Here is a 14,812-nt window from a genome sequence, read left to right on the forward strand (position 1 = left end):
TTATAAAAAAATAGAACTAAAATCTTTACATCCACTCTTCAGGATGATTCATTGTCCGTTGTAATTCATCTAAAAACACCTTTATTTGATAGCCATCCACCGTAGCGTGGTTAACCGTAATAGATAAAGGCATTGTAGTCCTACCATTAGTTTCAACAAATCCGCCGGCTTCAAAAATCGGTGCATAATATTTTTTTGTATCTTGCAGATTCATGGATAAACTATTAAAGGTAAACCACGGAACACAAGATATGATATAGTTGTTAGAAGGCGGTGCACCCTTTGATGACATAATACCATGATTGGTTTCATGTTGTTCCATGTCTGTAATATAACGTTTATAAAACATCTCAAAACCATCATCATATTCTGACCGATCTCGCTAGAATCAAATCTCATCATTACCACCGCATTCGCTCCCATTACAGTTGCATTTTTAACTAATCGGTCAAGCGCTTGTTTACGTGCATCTTCAAGCATTGATGTATACTCATGAATTTCTCCACCAACTAGACTTCTTAACCCAGCCATGATATTACCACCTAATCCACGACTTCTTACAATTAATCCAAAAACTTGACCTTTTACTTCTAGTGCCTTGTATCCAGTAATATTTTCAGTTGTAACAACTATCATTCAATCTACCTCCCTAAATAAAAATCTCTTAATATTATTTTGTTTCCTATAATTTAAATGTATCCTTCATAAAATTAATTAAACTTTCTTTAAACATAGAAGATAAAGGTAATTTAGGATTACTATATGTTTTTAAATTTTTTTCTTGTTCAATCGGGGCATCTTTTAGAATATGATTCATTCCATCTATTATTTTTAATACAGCATCAGGGTTAGAATTCTTTAAAATCATTGCATCATCCACAGTAACTTGTAAATCAGTGCTGCCTTGAATAATAAGTACAGGAATGTTAAGCTTATTAATCTTCACTGCAGGGTCATATACCAATTAAAGAACCCTCACTATGACCTAAAATGTCAATCTTTAAAAATCGTTTATCATTATGTAACATTTGAACCCAATTGACAGTTCCATAAATGGTCTCTATGCCTGCATTTAGTCGGATGTTCTCTTCCTGATATGTCACTTTGTGTACCCTCCTTGATTAGAATATTTTATATTACATTGATTTAACGAAAGATAATATAAAAAGTTCATTATTTATATTATTTTTCTTGTTTTTTAGTAATTTAATGGATCTACGAAATATTTGAGGGTAGTTGATATCTGAATTTGTCCACCTGGAACCAATAATATATATTCAATTATACTACTATTGCATTATCCAAGAGTCAAAATAATAATGATAAAATGGATGAAAAAACATTAAAAGTTCGTGTCATAACCTAAGTAGGGTCAACATAAAGTATTTATACTGACAAAAACATAAAAGGCATATCAATTTGTTAGTGTGCCTTTAAAAAAGTTGACATTGATATGTTTTTTCAGCCACTGTCTGAAAAATTGTAGTTGTTCTTCGGTGTGGAAATAGTGTTCGCCTTGCTCCATTACTTGTAACTCAAAATTGAAGCGTTTTGCAAATGCGGCTACCACATCAAATTCACATAAGTTATCTTCCGAGCCATAGAGAATTGAGGTTGGATTATTCCAAGCAACAATAGGATGTTCTTTCACATAGCAGTAGTAATCCCAATAGAGTGTTTGTCCAATAGGTGTCGAAACTTCTTTTTCTGTTTTTAGTCTATTCTCAGTTACGCTAAACCATATCATCATATTATTTATGATACGTTCCATATTTACCACAGGAGAGAGAAACAAACATTGTTTCAACTGATCCTGGCTGTATGCTAATAGGCTAAAATATGCTCCCATACTACAAGCAAATAGACTTATATCATTTGATAATGATTTTGCATAATGCATAATGGTGTTAAGGTCTCGAACACAGTTTTGGACCTTGCAAGAATAGTTTTCATCCTTACGCTCACCATGTTCAGGCAAATCGAAACTAAGCACTTGATAACCTAGTACTGTTACCTCTTCGGCAAATACAACAATAGCATCGTCTGCCTTATTTGACATATTACCATGCACCACTACGAATATCTTATCTGATTTGTCGCCCCATAAAATTGCAGGGATATTTTTTATTTTCAAATTTTGTTTTAGAATCATAATTTCTCCTCCATAAAATATAAATACTCTGTAATTCGCATTTTTTAACAAGTATCACATAAAGTATTTATTTATACTACTAGTGCTTTATCCAAGAGTCAGAATAATATTGATAAAATGAATAAGTATGTTATATGGACAATATTTTAAAGATATAGTTTTGTACCTTGTTAGCAAAATGAATAGTTTGATCATCCACTCCATGTTCTAATATCCAATTTATAAGTGCAAAAACATTGGCCACATAAAGTCTGGCTAATAACTCCGTTGAAACAATTGTCATCTTTTGTTGTTCTTGTAAAAAGGCATGACATTGTGAAAAAAGAATCTCTTCAATTTTTGCGCGTAAATCCCCATTAGGAATATGAACCTTTAACAACACTTTTAAATCCTTTTGATGTTGTGAGTAAGTCTGAGCCGCCTCTTTAATAAACGTTTCGATATTGTCACTTTGCATTTGAAAAAAGCGTATTTGAGCTTTCTGCTTAATGAGATCAGCGTAATGATTTACGATTTTTTCTAACAGATCGTATTTATCCAAATAATGACTATAAAAAGTAGAACGACTTGTTAAAGATGCTTCACAAATGTCCTTAATTGTAATATGAATAAAATCTTTTTACTTTAATAAATTAATAAGTGCAGCTTCAATATTTCTTTTATTTTTAATAATGCGCACGTCTTCTACCATTTAATTTCACCCCTTTTGTACGGTTTCATACAAATTAGCTTATTTAGTTCGATTACTAATACATTGTACGATTTTGTAAATTGTCTGTCAATTAGATTGTTACTATACTTTAAGTATAAATTAAATATGAATCTGGTCAAAATTAACCAGAGAGTAATTAAGGGAGGTTATATTTATGTTCAAGAAATACACAGGCAACGAGCAATTCGATTTACAAATCAATCGTTTTACTCGTGACTATGAAGACAATTCAAAAGTACAGGCTGATTTAAAGAAAATTATTCCACAATTAGTAGATACTAAGGGTTGGTATAAAAGTTGGTCACAATTTGCTGCCAAGCGAGAAAAAAATGGTGATTATAGTATTGCCTCAAATTACTATAAAGCAGCTGATTTTTATTTATCAACAACTGACCCCAATAAACAAAAAATGTATGACGGCTTTCGTGAGAACTTTTATAAGGGATATCATGAATTTGAATTCGAGCAGTATGATGTTCCTTATGAAAACTCATTTTACCGACTATTAAATTAATAAATAAGGGTGCACACAAAACTCTGCTTGTCTTTGGTGGTTACGATGGTTACATGGAAGAAATTATTCCTATGATGAGATTTTTGAAAAACATAGATTACAATATTATTATTTTCGACGGGCCTGGACAAGGTACAGCTTTGAAAAATGGGCTGAAATTTATTATGAATTGGGAAAAGCCGGTTTCAATTATAATTAATTATTTTAATTTACAAAGTGTAAGTTTGATGCGTATGTCTTGGGGAGGTTACTTTGTTATGCGTGCTGCTGCCTTTGAAAAACGTATTGACAAAATTATTGCGTTAGACATTTTTTACTGTGGTCTAGATGAATTAACGCAAGGCATGCCTAAACTAAAAGCAGATATTCTGATGAGTTTGATTAAAGATAATCAAACTGATAAATTAAATTCCACCATTAATAAAATGATGGTTAATGACATTGATCTCAATTGGAAAGTTAACAAAAGTTATGAGAATACCGGCGAAACAACTCCTTATGGTCTGCTTAAAAACTTTGAACGTCACACAATGAAGGGTATCGGACAATTAGTTAATCAGGATGTATTACTACTAGCGGGAGAAAATGACCAATATGTTCTAATTTCAAGACTTCCACAAATTCAACAAGAACTCTGTAATGCGGCCTCAATTACAACGAAAGTCTTTACCAAAAAAACTGGTGGTGCAGAACACTGTCAAGCTAGCCGACCAGATTTGGAATTTGATGAAATAAAAAAGTTTCTTTAGCTTATTAGTTAAAAGCCCGTTAATATAATATAAAAAAGGACAAAGGCCGTGAGAATAAAAATCTCACGGCCTTTGTTTGATGCATGTTTTTTATAATTTTATGGAAACTATAATATTTACTACAAATTAATCATATTGTATATAAATATTATAAAGAAAGGAATGATACAATTATGAACAAGTTCATAAAAAAAACAAACTTATTTTTAATTTTTGCTTTTGTACTTGTGACACTATTTAATTTCTCTCTTACAACTACAGCTAAAGCTGATACTACAAACAAGACAATTAAAGCTACTCTAACAAAGGAACTAGTTAAAGCTAACAGTACGAATGTGAGCACAATAATAAATGATTTCCAAGGTGTGGCTAATTATATACATCAGTATAGTTATTTACCTGATAACTATATAACAAAACGACAAGCCAATAAACTTGGTTGGAGACCTGGAAGCGACCTTTGGAAATATGCAAAAGGAAAAAGTATAGGTGGAGACATATTTACTAATTCTGAGCAATGTTTACCAGATTCAAAAGGAAGAATTTGGCATGAATGTGACATAAACTATAATGGCGGTCATAGAGGTGCTGATAGATTGTTATTCTCAAACGATGGATTAATATATGGAACAACAGATCACTATCAAACTTTCACTTGCTACTATGGCGCAAACGGTAATTCATCTAGTAACTAAAAGGGGGGGAAATAACATTGAAGAAAATAATATTAGATGGTACACAATTTACTAGTAAAGAAAAGCTTCATGCTATACTCAAATCCGAACTTCAACTTCCCGATTATTATGGCAATAATTTAGATGCACTTTGGGACTGTCTTACATGCGATATTCATTTGCCTATGACAATCGAATGGATAAATTTTGAATGCAGCAAAGCATTACTAGGAGATTACGCTGAAAAAACATTAAAAATATTTTTAAGAACTGCTGACTTCTTAAATGATGATTTCAATATAAAGGTATATTAACCAGTACTTTTTACGCAAAAACAGCTAGAGCTTGTACGCTAGCTGTTTTTATTAGCTATTAAGGTATATGATTCAACATAGACCTTGAAGGATATAATTAATAGTGTTGTATGGTACGTAATGGGTATTCACCAATTATAAAATTAATTCCGCTTGTCATGATAAAAATAGCTACTTATTTCAGAAATAAACATAATCGAAGTAGTTATGCCAAAGCAACAAATAATGCCGAGAAACACCTCGTTTTTCGTTGCTCCCCATGCAATCATTGATAGTATTAAAACAGTAGCACAAGTGAATAGTGTAATATTAAAAGCGCTGGCTTTTGATTTCATATTAACTAAATTTACTCGTTCATCATCATTTTGATCATCTTCTTTTGTACATTGGCTGCTCAAACTTCTACATACGTCTGTAACTCCAAATAGGATACAAAAGACATCCACTATAATAGACTTGGCGTTTCTTAAAGTACTTAAATTATCAAACTGCTTAATTGTACTTGGAATGCTAATTAATGCTAATAATAAAAATATTATACCAATCCAAAATTTGTTTTTATTATATATTTTTTTCTTCATTTTTTAAATTCTCCTTTAAACAATATAATTTTTCAATAGTGGTGTTGAAAACGCAAGCTATCTTATACGCCAGCATAATCGAGGGGTTATACTGTCCTTTTTCAAGTGAAATAATTGTTCTTGATGAAACTGAAACTAAATCAGAAAGCTGCTGTTGCGTTATATTTGCTATGGTTCGTAATTCTTTTACTCTATTTTTCACTTAGACACCTCCAAATAACATGAAACAAGCTTCATGTGAAGCTTATTTCATGTTATCATTATATAAACATATTGTCAATAAATAGATAACAGAAATCTGTTTTTACAAATCACTGTTAATCAAATTCTTTGATATACTTATTAAACTTATAAGGTAACTAATTAAAGATATAAACAATAACTTATATGGAAATTTATATATTGTCAAAAAAATGCTCAAGTACGAGGTTCAATACTACCAATAGAAGAATATAATTATTACATTTAACATAAAATAATACCTATTAAGAAAGTTTGGCTGTGACATAGAACATAACGGTTACCAATGCTATTAATTTATAAAATACCCATCGGGTACTGCCGACATACCGGTAAAAACAAGCATATGCCGGAATCAATATTCAATATGTAATTTTTAAAGCGTTTCATTTGAAAATTACAATAAATAAGGTTTTAAAGTATGTAAATAAACAAATAGACCAAAAGATAAGAGAGGTGTATAAAATCTCTCTTATCTAACATGGTTACTTTCTGCCAACAAACAATTTCATTAGCATATCACTAACTAATATTGCTGTATTTGCAAGTTGGCCCTTGTAAATACAAATGCCTGCTATAATCCCTATGACTACGGTAGAAAGCACTATATTTAAAAAAGGAAGAAAGTGTCTATTATCAATAAAATCAATAATAAACTTGTGGTTTTCTTTTGCTTCTAACAACATTAATTCATTTGTTTTTGTTTTCGGTTTTGAATTTGATTTTCTTGTTGACATAATACACACTCCTTCTCTTAAATATTTTTTGACGATACATTGGTCAGATGTATCGTCAATTAAATTTTTAAAAGAACTAAGGTAGCGAAGCATGACCAGTGCTATCGCTACCTTAGCAAGGTATGCTTTTGTCAACAAGAAATCAACCGAAACAATTTGTTTATATTACAGCTGCAAACTATGGTCTTAAAAAAACCTCCATATTATCATTAACATTTCCTCTTTAAGGTTTACTTAAATTATTATAATGATATGGATTACTATACATGTTAATTATACATACTTGTTAAAATTTTACAATTAATCAAATACAAAGTTTATTGTTTTATTACATGTTCTTATTAGATCAACTTTTATAATATAACACTTTGATTATGTTTTGGATTTCCTGCATAATTAAATAATGGAGATAATAACTCAAATTCAAAAGATTCTCTACTTATTGCTCCAACCACCTCGCAACTATCATGTAATTGAAGTAAAAAATCAGCCATTTCTTTACTAGTATGATAAGTACCAAAAGACTTATCATAATCATACGCTTCTATATTGTTAGCTACGTTTCCGAAATTTGTTCTTGTAGCTGCAGGTGCTAATACTTTCGCTTGTAATTTAGCATTAGATCCTTCCAATTCTCTTGCTAACCCTTCGGTAAATGTACTTACAAAAAATTTGCTTGCGCAATAAGTTACAGCAGTTGGTACAATAATATATCCACCCGCAGATGAAACATTTATAAGCTTTGAACCCTCAATATTTTGATAATCACGTACAAATAGTGAAGATAGAATGACCAACGCTTCCACATTAAGTCGTAACATAGTTTCTATCTTTTCTAAATTTTGATTAGCGACACTATCATAATCACCAAAACCAGCATTGTTTATCCATGTTTCAAGCTGATATGGCTTTAGGTCTTGATACAACTTATAAACATTTTTAATAATAGATAAATCAGTATCCTTAACTATGACATTTAATGATGAATTATCATTTAAAATCTCCGTTTTTAATTTTTCCAAATTACCTTTGTTACGGGCAACAATAACTAAATTCTTACCACGTTTTGCAAATGCATTTGCAGTTTCATATCCTATGCCTGAACTTGCTCCTGTAATAACTGTGTATTTATTATCTTGTCTCATTTGAAAAACCTCCTTTAATATGGTACTATTTTCATTATATAATGTAGAGTTAACTCTATGTCAAATATTAAAAGGAGATTGATAAGATGGATTATTCAATAGGAGAATTTTCAAATCTTACTCAGATAAGCATATACACATTACGCTATTATGAGAAAGAAAATTTAATTATTCCAAATCGCAAACAAAATGGTAGGCGTTGTTATAGTGAAACTGACGTGAGTTGGATGCAATTTATAAAACGATTAAAAGATACACAGATGCCTATTAAGGAAATTCAAAAATATGCCGAGCTGCGTGCTTTAGGTGATTCTACTATGAATGAAAGGATGGAAATGCTGATAAAACATAGAATTGCGCTTAAAAAAAAAATTGCAAAATCAAATGAACATCTCGAGAAATTAAATGACAAAATTAATTATTATAAAGGTGTAATACTATTATAAATTCATTTTTTCTCCTATCGACCAATCATTAAGATTTCCTTAATAGTATATTAAGAAATTACAAATTTTAAAATATACAGTTTTAATGTATTATCTATAACAAAGGGGTTAACATTATGATAAAAATTCAAGTATAAGAGACGGGATGCAACAAAGAAATATTCGTAAAAATCTTTAAAAAATTAGGTTGCAAAAAAGAAAGGATATGGGAATTTATGAAAATTAATGTTACAACAGAAAATGGTTATTTACCAGCTAAATACTCAAAATTTGCTGAGGAGAAATATCAATATAAAGGAAGTCCATGTATATCTTTTCCTATTGAATTTATTGATGTTTCTGATAAAGTTAAATCTATAGCTATTACTTTTTTAGACCATGATGCTATTCCAGTTTGCGGGTTCACCTGGATACACTGGTTAGTTTGTAATATTCCAGCTAACATTAACTGTCTTACAGAAAATATAAGTGTAGATAATAGTCTGAATGTTGTGCAAGGTCAAAATAGCTTTGCTTCACCATATGTCGGGGAGACTGATTCTAATATAACAAATAGATATGCTGGACCAACTCCACCAGACAAGGAACATGAGTATACACTAAAAGTATATGGGCTCGATAAAAAATTAGATTTAAAGCAAGGATATTTCATGAATGATTTTTATAAAGCTATTAATGGCCATGTTGTAGAGTCTGATGAATTAAAAATATTAGCACATTCTTAAACGGGAATATTGTCTGCAGAAATGTAACAATTTAAGACATGTGATTATACACTTTAATATAAATTTATATTAGTCCATTGAACAAAAACAGGTCCTACTTCACTTGAGTAGGACCTGTTGCCACTGTGGGTAAGTGGGAATATTTCACTTTGTTAAATGACCTCTTTTGTACTTTTATTTTCTTGAATTAATGCCTTAGCGCTATCCGCGAAGCATTGTTTGTGTTTTAAACAACCTGCTTATTTTTTATATTAGGATATCTCTTTTTGTCACTGAATAATGCAAAAAGTATACCTGGTAAAAGAATTACAGCACTCATTTTAAATGTAAAACTAAAAGCTTTAACAGTATAGGTCAAAAAGTTATCTTGGATAACAGGTACTATTTTTTTGGTTTCTTTCTTTTGAGCTTCAAAACTTTCTTTGATTTTATTTTCAGTCATGGCTGAAGAGAAAGCTAGCACAGCAGTTTCTTTTTTATCAATTGTGTTTAATATTGCTGAAAGACTAACGCTTTTATCACTACCTGTTTTGATAGAAGAAATCATCTGCAGCTTGGTTTTATTATCAAATACAGTGTCATTCTGTATTATTTGCACAGCAGAGTCTTTAGCATCAGATATCTGAGTAGTCATATTTGATGTAAATATAGTTAAGACTAAGGCAACTCCAAGTACAGTTCCAAGTGTTCTTGTCATGTTACTTATTCCAGAAGCTATTCCTATTTTATCTACAGGAACGTTAGCCATTATAGAACCTATTAGTGTTGCCATACTAAGACCCGTACCAGCACCAGCAACAATTAATCTTAAAATAATATCTATATTTGAAGAATTTTGAGTAAGAGAACTATTTAAGTAGCAGGAGACACAAAGTAAAAGAATACCCAATGCACTAATTAATCTGCTACCTAATTTTTTTGTCAAAATAGCAGCTAATATTGAAAAAAGCATTGAGGTTAAGGACATAGTTGAAATAATAAGTCCTGCTGACAGTTGATTTAATCCTTTAACCTGAATTAGGAAAAAAGATAGCAAATAGGTACCAGACATCATACCAAGTCCCAGTAAGAATAGAGAAATCGAGCCGTTTGTAAATTGTACGGATTTAAATAAACTAAGTGGAAGCAGGGGCTCCTTAACTTTTAGTTCAATAATAACAAATAGTATAAGGACTATAGCGGAAACCGCAAAGAGGGAAAGGATAAAGATTGAAGTCCAGCCTTTTTCATTAGCCTTCATTAATGCGAAAGTTAAGCAAAACATAGCAGTGGAGATTGTTATAATTCCACCAAAGTCTATATTTTTACTTGCAGTTGGGTCATAAGATTCCTTTATGAATTTCATAGTTAGTATTATACAAATACAACCTATAGGTACATTAATAAAGAAAATATATCTCCAATTAAAAAATTGAGTTACTATACCACCAATTGATGGTCCACTTGCAGCAGCAAGACCAGCAAAAGCTCCCCAAAGTGCCATAATTGTTCTTCTCTTTTCTGGTGGGAATATTTCAGCAGAAAGAGGCATTGCAATAGTCACAACAAAAGCTGCAGATAGCCCTTGAAGTGCTCTAAATAATATAAGTACCTCAAGGGAATTCGAAATACCACATAGCAGTGAAGATATAGTAAATAGAAATACCCCTGTAATAAACAGTTTTTTTCTCCCAAATTGATCTGAAAGTCTTGAAGCAGTCAGTACAATAGCTGCAAAAGCTAGATTATAGGCATTTACTACCCAAGAAATATGGGCCATAGTAGTATTAAAGTATTCAGTCATTTTAGGCAAAGTGATATTTACTATAGTTGTATCTAATAATGCCATAAAAAACCCCAAAATAATGGCCACAAAAGAAATGATTTGATATTTTTTGTTCATAATATAAACCTCCTAAATAATAATGTTAAATATATTAGTATATAATAAACTACTATACATTATAGTAGCTAGGCGAAAAAAATGTCTCTCAATATAAAAATTTATTAGAGACACCCAATTATTAATTATAATGATCAAAAACTTTTTCAGACCATTTTTGTAGAATGTTATAAAATTCGTTATATAGATCTAATATAAGCAATTCAGAACCAGATCTTTCATTTTGATGTTTTGCGTTATTGTAAATTGACTCCACAAACGATCTACGTTCTTCTGCCTTGTTTTTGAAGTTTTCAAGGTATTCTTTTCTTTTTTCTTCTGGTACATTCTCTATATTAGCTAAAAATGCATTAAAATCTAAATAAACATTTCCTATATGTTTTGAACTTTCTTCCATTAGTTCATTGAAATATGAATTTCCTTTTTCATTCAGTGAATATAATGTTTTTTCGGGCATTTCACCTTCTTTAACAGTTCTTGAATTTAAATATCCATTATCGCATAATTTAATTATATTTTTATAAATTGAGGGGTCACTGATTTTTAGCCATTTAGTAAGATTCCAGATATCAAATTCTTTAACCATTTCATAGGCACTTTTCTCTTTGTGCTGCAGATAGCCAAGTATTATTAAATTTATTGAAGACACTTTAATCACCACCATTCACTATACTACTATAAAGTATAGTGGTGTATGATATATTTGTCAATATAGAATTTGATATAATTATTTTAAATATGTTGTTAACTTTTCTTTTTTACATCGATTTAACTATAAGTGTATCTAATTGTTATTTTACAATTTTGGTTAATTATAGTATAATTTACGCAAATCAAGGTTGTTAACAAGAGATAAAGAAAGGAGTCGTTATAATTATGAAGATTAGCACTTTAAATTTGTTATCAAAAGATGCTTCAAAAAATCTTAGAAACAATGCTACTACTAGTATTTCCTCTATGACTTCAATAATGTCAACGTTATTTATTTTGGGAATATTTGTACTATTCATGTTGAATCTTAGAATGGGTATTATCGGCATATACTCCAAATATGAAGTGCGGGTGACTTTAAGAGATGATATAAAGATTACTGATCAGCGAAATATATACAAAAAAATACAAGCATCAAATGTTGTAAATGATAGTGCTTTTGAAAACAATACTCCTCTATCAGCATCATATATAATTAAAGTGAATGGGCCAAATGATATATCTAAAATAATTTCTCAGTTTAAAGGGGTACAAGGTGTAAATAAAATTAACAGTAATCAAAACATTCCTAATAATATTTTGGGGATGATTAAAATGATTCAATGGGTAGGAGTGATACTTTTTCTTATACTTATGGTAGCAACATTTTTTTTAATTAAGAATACAATAGAACTTGCTATATATCCAAGAATTAATGAAGTCAATATGATGCAATATCTTGGTGCAACCGATTGGTTTATTAGATGGAAATTTATTTTTGAGGGGATAATAACTGGATTTTTAGGAGCAATATCCGCAGTAATAGTGCTTTATTTCTTATATAGTTTTGCATATCATAAAGCAAATTCTTATTATGAAGCATTGTGCATTAGTTTTATAAAGCCGTCGTTTATATTCACAACTATATCATGGAGTTTTATACTTATTGGAATAATTCTAACTGCTATAGGAAATATTTTTGTTATAAAAAAGTTGTTAATAGTTTAAAAAAGGCATATTGCATATTAAGTAAATATACACCCAATTAGGAATCGCAAATAAAACACGCCTATTTAATGGATGGAACTATTACTCCTAATATAAATATGTTGAATACTGATATTGCCAGTAGAATAAATAATCCTGTTGAACCTCTACTCAATTCAGTATTATTAATATTAATTGAAATTATTAGAAACAGCGTTCCACATATTATACCTTGTATTCCCAGTATTTTAGCTGTCTTGTCATGATTCTTAGTTATTGCACTTCTTATACGGGAATTACAAACTGTCCTTAATTTCATTGAGTATTTAACTAATATTTTAGAGGTATTTGTTAATAAATTTATACTGTCCAATAGTATCGCTACTGAAACTACTATAAGTACTACTTGTGATATATTCAAAATAAACCTCCTATTATATGTTCTATTTTCTTTTCTTTATGCAAATGATCATTATTACTAATCAATTACTGTGCACTTGATTATGGTTGAGATACAAAACATTTATTTAATTATACCATTTTTACCGTAAATTGGATATGAAAAGAATATATGATTTTAGCTAGGACATTATCTAACCATTTCATAAAAATAATGCTTTAATGAAATACAATATATGTTATAATTGCATTATTAATGTATTCTAAATTAATATAAGCAAAAAGAGACAGTTTAATGATAATAAAATTAAATTTTAAAATTTTATGTATTTAGGAGGAATAATGAGAAAAAATACAACTGTTATTTTCATAATTATATTTGCTATTGCATTCTTCGTTATTGGATATGTTAAAAATGTTATGTTTGTGGCAATAGACTGGGTAGCAGGTGCAACAATTTGGCAAAAATTCAGTGCTTATTTTTTAAGTGGTTTTTTCTCTAGTATCATCATTGCCTTTATAACAGCGCTGATACTAACAAGTATAATAAGCTTTGCTACTAGAAAAATAAGTTAATATACAATACAGAAATTTTACTAAAGCATTTAGCCGTTTTTATGGAGTAGCTCCTAAACAAATGAAAGGAGATGCATAAATTCCAATTTCGTTTGACTAGGTAAAATGCAGAAAATGTGTGGTTGAATTAATACATATTATATATATATCGTTACAAGTAACCCTACATAATTAGATGTAGGGTTACTTGTGTTCATATTATAACTAAAAAAATAATATGAACTTTTTATAATGTTAAGAACTCATATAAGTAGGTATAGTGGAACAGAGAAGAAAGTATAAAATCAAAGGGGGCAGAAATTTGGAAAAGCGGCTACTTGTTAAAAGTGCTAAAAATGGAGATAAAGAAGCACTTTTAAACTTAATTATGGAAAGAAAAAATGAGTTTTATAAACTTGCTTATGTTTATACTGAAAATAAGGAAGATGCTATGGATGCCATGGAGAATATGATAGTTATGCTGTATCAGCAAGATAAGCTCAGGTAGCATTAAAGAGCTTAATGAACTTGGAAGGGGACAAGAACTTAATAAAAGTTATAAGTTTAAAAATGGAGTAGAGGTTATTTTAGATGGGGTAATGTTTGATAATAATAAAACAACTATTATGTATAGAATTGTAGGAGAGAGCGAAGATAAAATTGAAAATTTAACTATATCAAATATCTTCTAATTCAAATGATATATCTAATGGAGAAGAGGGACATATAAGTTTTAAAATTAATATGTATAAAGCAATAAAGCGGGTAGTAAACAGTAATATAAATAAAATCATAGAATCTCAAGGCGTTAAATATAAATTCACAACTTTATCAGCAAGCAAGATGTCGGTCTTGGTAAATGGGACTATTCAATTAGCTGATGAAAAAGACAGGAAATTATTCACAGATATGATGAATGGTTCACAGCGGACACGTAGAGTGGAACTATTAGAATCATATATTAAGGATGGAAAAGTGGCAACAGAAATCATTGAAGGAGGAATGGGTAGTATGGGTTCGGATGGCAACAGAACTTGAATCAAAATCAAAAATTATAGATAATAAGGGAATAAAATTTTTAGAGAAGACCTATACGTTTAAAGGTAATGCTGAGGCTATGGGACTTATGTTTAAAACATTAAGCCATAGAATCATTATTAATAAACAAATAGTAATATATAAAGGATAATATATATTCAAATTAAATCGTAACCTCATTAGTACACTAATTGATATATAACATTCCCATTTATTTTATTTCTATGTAACTATTTAATTACAAATAAAGGTTATAATGAAAATCTAGACAG

The 14,812-nt window shown here is 29.8% G+C and carries 23 protein-coding genes and 1 pseudogene; 11 read left to right on the top strand and 13 right to left on the bottom strand.

Translation table 11 applies throughout. The annotated features are described in order from the left end of the window. Positions 1 to 25: 25 nt before the first annotated feature. The 6 genes and pseudogenes from KPL44_RS10550 to KPL44_RS10575 form a co-directional block, all read right to left on the bottom strand. Positions 26 to 349 carry a CatA-like O-acetyltransferase gene (locus KPL44_RS10550; protein WP_367302943.1) on the bottom strand — a complete coding sequence of 108 codons (324 nt, stop codon included), beginning with the start codon at positions 347 to 349 and terminating at the stop codon, positions 26 to 28. Continuing rightward, positions 325 to 636 (bottom strand): annotated as a pseudogene (locus tag KPL44_RS25305) (YbjQ family protein); the annotation flags it as partial. The gene KPL44_RS10550 and the pseudogene KPL44_RS25305, both read right to left, overlap by 25 nt. A gap of 46 nt (positions 637 to 682) precedes the next feature. Continuing rightward, positions 683 to 964 (bottom strand): alpha/beta fold hydrolase, encoded by a 282-nt coding sequence (locus KPL44_RS10560; protein WP_216249613.1) that lies wholly within the window; start codon positions 962 to 964, stop codon positions 683 to 685. Further along, positions 954 to 1,103, bottom strand: a complete 150-nt coding sequence (locus KPL44_RS10565; protein ID WP_216249615.1) for a hypothetical protein — start codon at positions 1,101 to 1,103, stop codon at positions 954 to 956. The genes KPL44_RS10560 and KPL44_RS10565 overlap by 11 nt, the downstream gene beginning before the upstream one ends. 311 nt (positions 1,104 to 1,414) lie before the next feature. Continuing rightward, positions 1,415 to 2,149, bottom strand: a complete 735-nt coding sequence (locus KPL44_RS10570; protein ID WP_216250118.1) for an alpha/beta hydrolase — start codon at positions 2,147 to 2,149, stop codon at positions 1,415 to 1,417. A 133-nt stretch (positions 2,150 to 2,282) separates the two neighbouring features. After that, a complete protein-coding gene (locus tag KPL44_RS10575) occupies positions 2,283 to 2,693 on the bottom strand; it encodes a hypothetical protein (RefSeq protein ID WP_216249617.1) in 411 nt (136 codons plus the stop codon). Positions 2,694 to 3,018: 325 nt separating this feature from the next. Between KPL44_RS10575 and KPL44_RS25310 the strand changes: the two genes are divergently transcribed. The 4 genes from KPL44_RS25310 (at position 3,019) to KPL44_RS10590 (ending at position 5,115) form a co-directional block, all read left to right on the top strand. Continuing rightward, on the top strand, positions 3,019 to 3,378 hold the full coding sequence (locus KPL44_RS25310) for a hypothetical protein (RefSeq protein WP_253201720.1): 360 nt from the start codon (positions 3,019 to 3,021) through the stop codon (positions 3,376 to 3,378). Between the two features lie 53 nt (positions 3,379 to 3,431). After that, positions 3,432 to 4,127, top strand: a complete 696-nt coding sequence (locus KPL44_RS25315; RefSeq protein WP_253201721.1) for an alpha/beta hydrolase — start codon at positions 3,432 to 3,434, stop codon at positions 4,125 to 4,127. Positions 4,128 to 4,300: 173 nt separating this feature from the next. Next, positions 4,301 to 4,822 carry a ribonuclease gene (locus KPL44_RS10585; RefSeq protein ID WP_216249619.1) on the top strand — a complete coding sequence of 174 codons (522 nt, stop codon included), beginning with the start codon at positions 4,301 to 4,303 and terminating at the stop codon, positions 4,820 to 4,822. Between the two features lie 17 nt (positions 4,823 to 4,839). After that, positions 4,840 to 5,115 (top strand): barstar family protein, encoded by a 276-nt coding sequence (locus tag KPL44_RS10590; protein WP_216249621.1) that lies wholly within the window; start codon positions 4,840 to 4,842, stop codon positions 5,113 to 5,115. Between the two features lie 143 nt (positions 5,116 to 5,258). Here the strand turns inward: KPL44_RS10590 and KPL44_RS10595 are convergent, their stop codons facing one another. The 4 genes from KPL44_RS10595 to KPL44_RS10610 form a co-directional block, all read right to left on the bottom strand. Continuing rightward, entirely contained in the window at positions 5,259 to 5,696 is a 438-nt protein-coding gene (locus tag KPL44_RS10595; RefSeq protein ID WP_216249623.1) for a hypothetical protein, read from the bottom strand. Next, entirely contained in the window at positions 5,677 to 5,898 is a 222-nt protein-coding gene (locus tag KPL44_RS10600; RefSeq protein ID WP_216249625.1) for a helix-turn-helix transcriptional regulator, read from the bottom strand. Before KPL44_RS10600 ends, KPL44_RS10595 begins: the two co-directional genes overlap by 20 nt. A 523-nt stretch (positions 5,899 to 6,421) precedes the next feature. Next, positions 6,422 to 6,673 (bottom strand): hypothetical protein, encoded by a 252-nt coding sequence (locus KPL44_RS10605; protein ID WP_216249641.1) that lies wholly within the window; start codon positions 6,671 to 6,673, stop codon positions 6,422 to 6,424. Between the two features lie 353 nt (positions 6,674 to 7,026). Next, complete coding sequence (locus KPL44_RS10610) at positions 7,027 to 7,818, bottom strand: SDR family NAD(P)-dependent oxidoreductase (RefSeq protein WP_216249645.1); 792 nt, start codon at positions 7,816 to 7,818, stop codon at positions 7,027 to 7,029. A gap of 86 nt (positions 7,819 to 7,904) precedes the next feature. Here KPL44_RS10610 and KPL44_RS10615 point away from each other — a divergent pair, with 86 nt between their 5' ends. Beyond that, complete coding sequence (locus KPL44_RS10615; RefSeq protein ID WP_216249647.1) at positions 7,905 to 8,264, top strand: MerR family transcriptional regulator; 360 nt, start codon at positions 7,905 to 7,907, stop codon at positions 8,262 to 8,264. A gap of 215 nt (positions 8,265 to 8,479) precedes the next feature. Then, positions 8,480 to 8,989 (top strand): YbhB/YbcL family Raf kinase inhibitor-like protein, encoded by a 510-nt coding sequence (locus KPL44_RS10620; RefSeq protein WP_216249650.1) that lies wholly within the window; start codon positions 8,480 to 8,482, stop codon positions 8,987 to 8,989. Between the two features lie 226 nt (positions 8,990 to 9,215). Here the strand turns inward: KPL44_RS10620 and KPL44_RS10625 are convergent, their stop codons facing one another. Both KPL44_RS10625 and KPL44_RS10630 read right to left on the bottom strand, forming a co-directional pair. After that, positions 9,216 to 10,871 (bottom strand): MFS transporter, encoded by a 1,656-nt coding sequence (locus tag KPL44_RS10625; RefSeq protein ID WP_216249653.1) that lies wholly within the window; start codon positions 10,869 to 10,871, stop codon positions 9,216 to 9,218. A gap of 121 nt (positions 10,872 to 10,992) precedes the next feature. Further along, a complete protein-coding gene (locus KPL44_RS10630; protein WP_216250120.1) occupies positions 10,993 to 11,520 on the bottom strand; it encodes a PadR family transcriptional regulator in 528 nt (175 codons plus the stop codon). Positions 11,521 to 11,747: 227 nt separating this feature from the next. On the opposite strand from KPL44_RS10630, the gene KPL44_RS10635 reads away from it, so the two are divergent. Further along, positions 11,748 to 12,569, top strand: a complete 822-nt coding sequence (locus tag KPL44_RS10635; protein ID WP_253201723.1) for an FtsX-like permease family protein — start codon at positions 11,748 to 11,750, stop codon at positions 12,567 to 12,569. Positions 12,570 to 12,630: 61 nt separating this feature from the next. On the opposite strand, the gene KPL44_RS10640 is transcribed toward KPL44_RS10635, so the two are convergent. After that, entirely contained in the window at positions 12,631 to 12,969 is a 339-nt protein-coding gene (locus tag KPL44_RS10640) for a hypothetical protein (protein WP_216249656.1), read from the bottom strand. 320 nt (positions 12,970 to 13,289) lie between these two features. Between KPL44_RS10640 and KPL44_RS10645 the strand changes: the two genes are divergently transcribed. The 4 genes from KPL44_RS10645 to KPL44_RS10660 all read left to right on the top strand — a co-directional run bounded on the left by KPL44_RS10645 (position 13,290) and on the right by KPL44_RS10660 (position 14,691). After that, a complete protein-coding gene (locus tag KPL44_RS10645) occupies positions 13,290 to 13,523 on the top strand; it encodes a hypothetical protein (RefSeq protein ID WP_216249659.1) in 234 nt (77 codons plus the stop codon). 301 nt (positions 13,524 to 13,824) lie between these two features. Then, on the top strand, positions 13,825 to 14,010 hold the full coding sequence (locus KPL44_RS10650; RefSeq protein ID WP_216249662.1) for a hypothetical protein: 186 nt from the start codon (positions 13,825 to 13,827) through the stop codon (positions 14,008 to 14,010). Positions 14,011 to 14,246: 236 nt separating this feature from the next. Further along, positions 14,247 to 14,540 carry a hypothetical protein gene (locus KPL44_RS10655; protein WP_216249665.1) on the top strand — a complete coding sequence of 98 codons (294 nt, stop codon included), beginning with the start codon at positions 14,247 to 14,249 and terminating at the stop codon, positions 14,538 to 14,540. After that, positions 14,524 to 14,691 carry a hypothetical protein gene (locus KPL44_RS10660; protein WP_216249668.1) on the top strand — a complete coding sequence of 56 codons (168 nt, stop codon included), beginning with the start codon at positions 14,524 to 14,526 and terminating at the stop codon, positions 14,689 to 14,691. The genes KPL44_RS10655 and KPL44_RS10660 overlap by 17 nt, the downstream gene beginning before the upstream one ends. Positions 14,692 to 14,812: the final 121 nt, after the last annotated feature.

The sequence above is a fragment of the Clostridium sp. DSM 17811 genome, assembly GCF_018861905.1.
Classification (GTDB): Bacteria; Bacillota; Clostridia; order Clostridiales; family Clostridiaceae; genus Clostridium_AD; species Clostridium_AD frigoriphilum.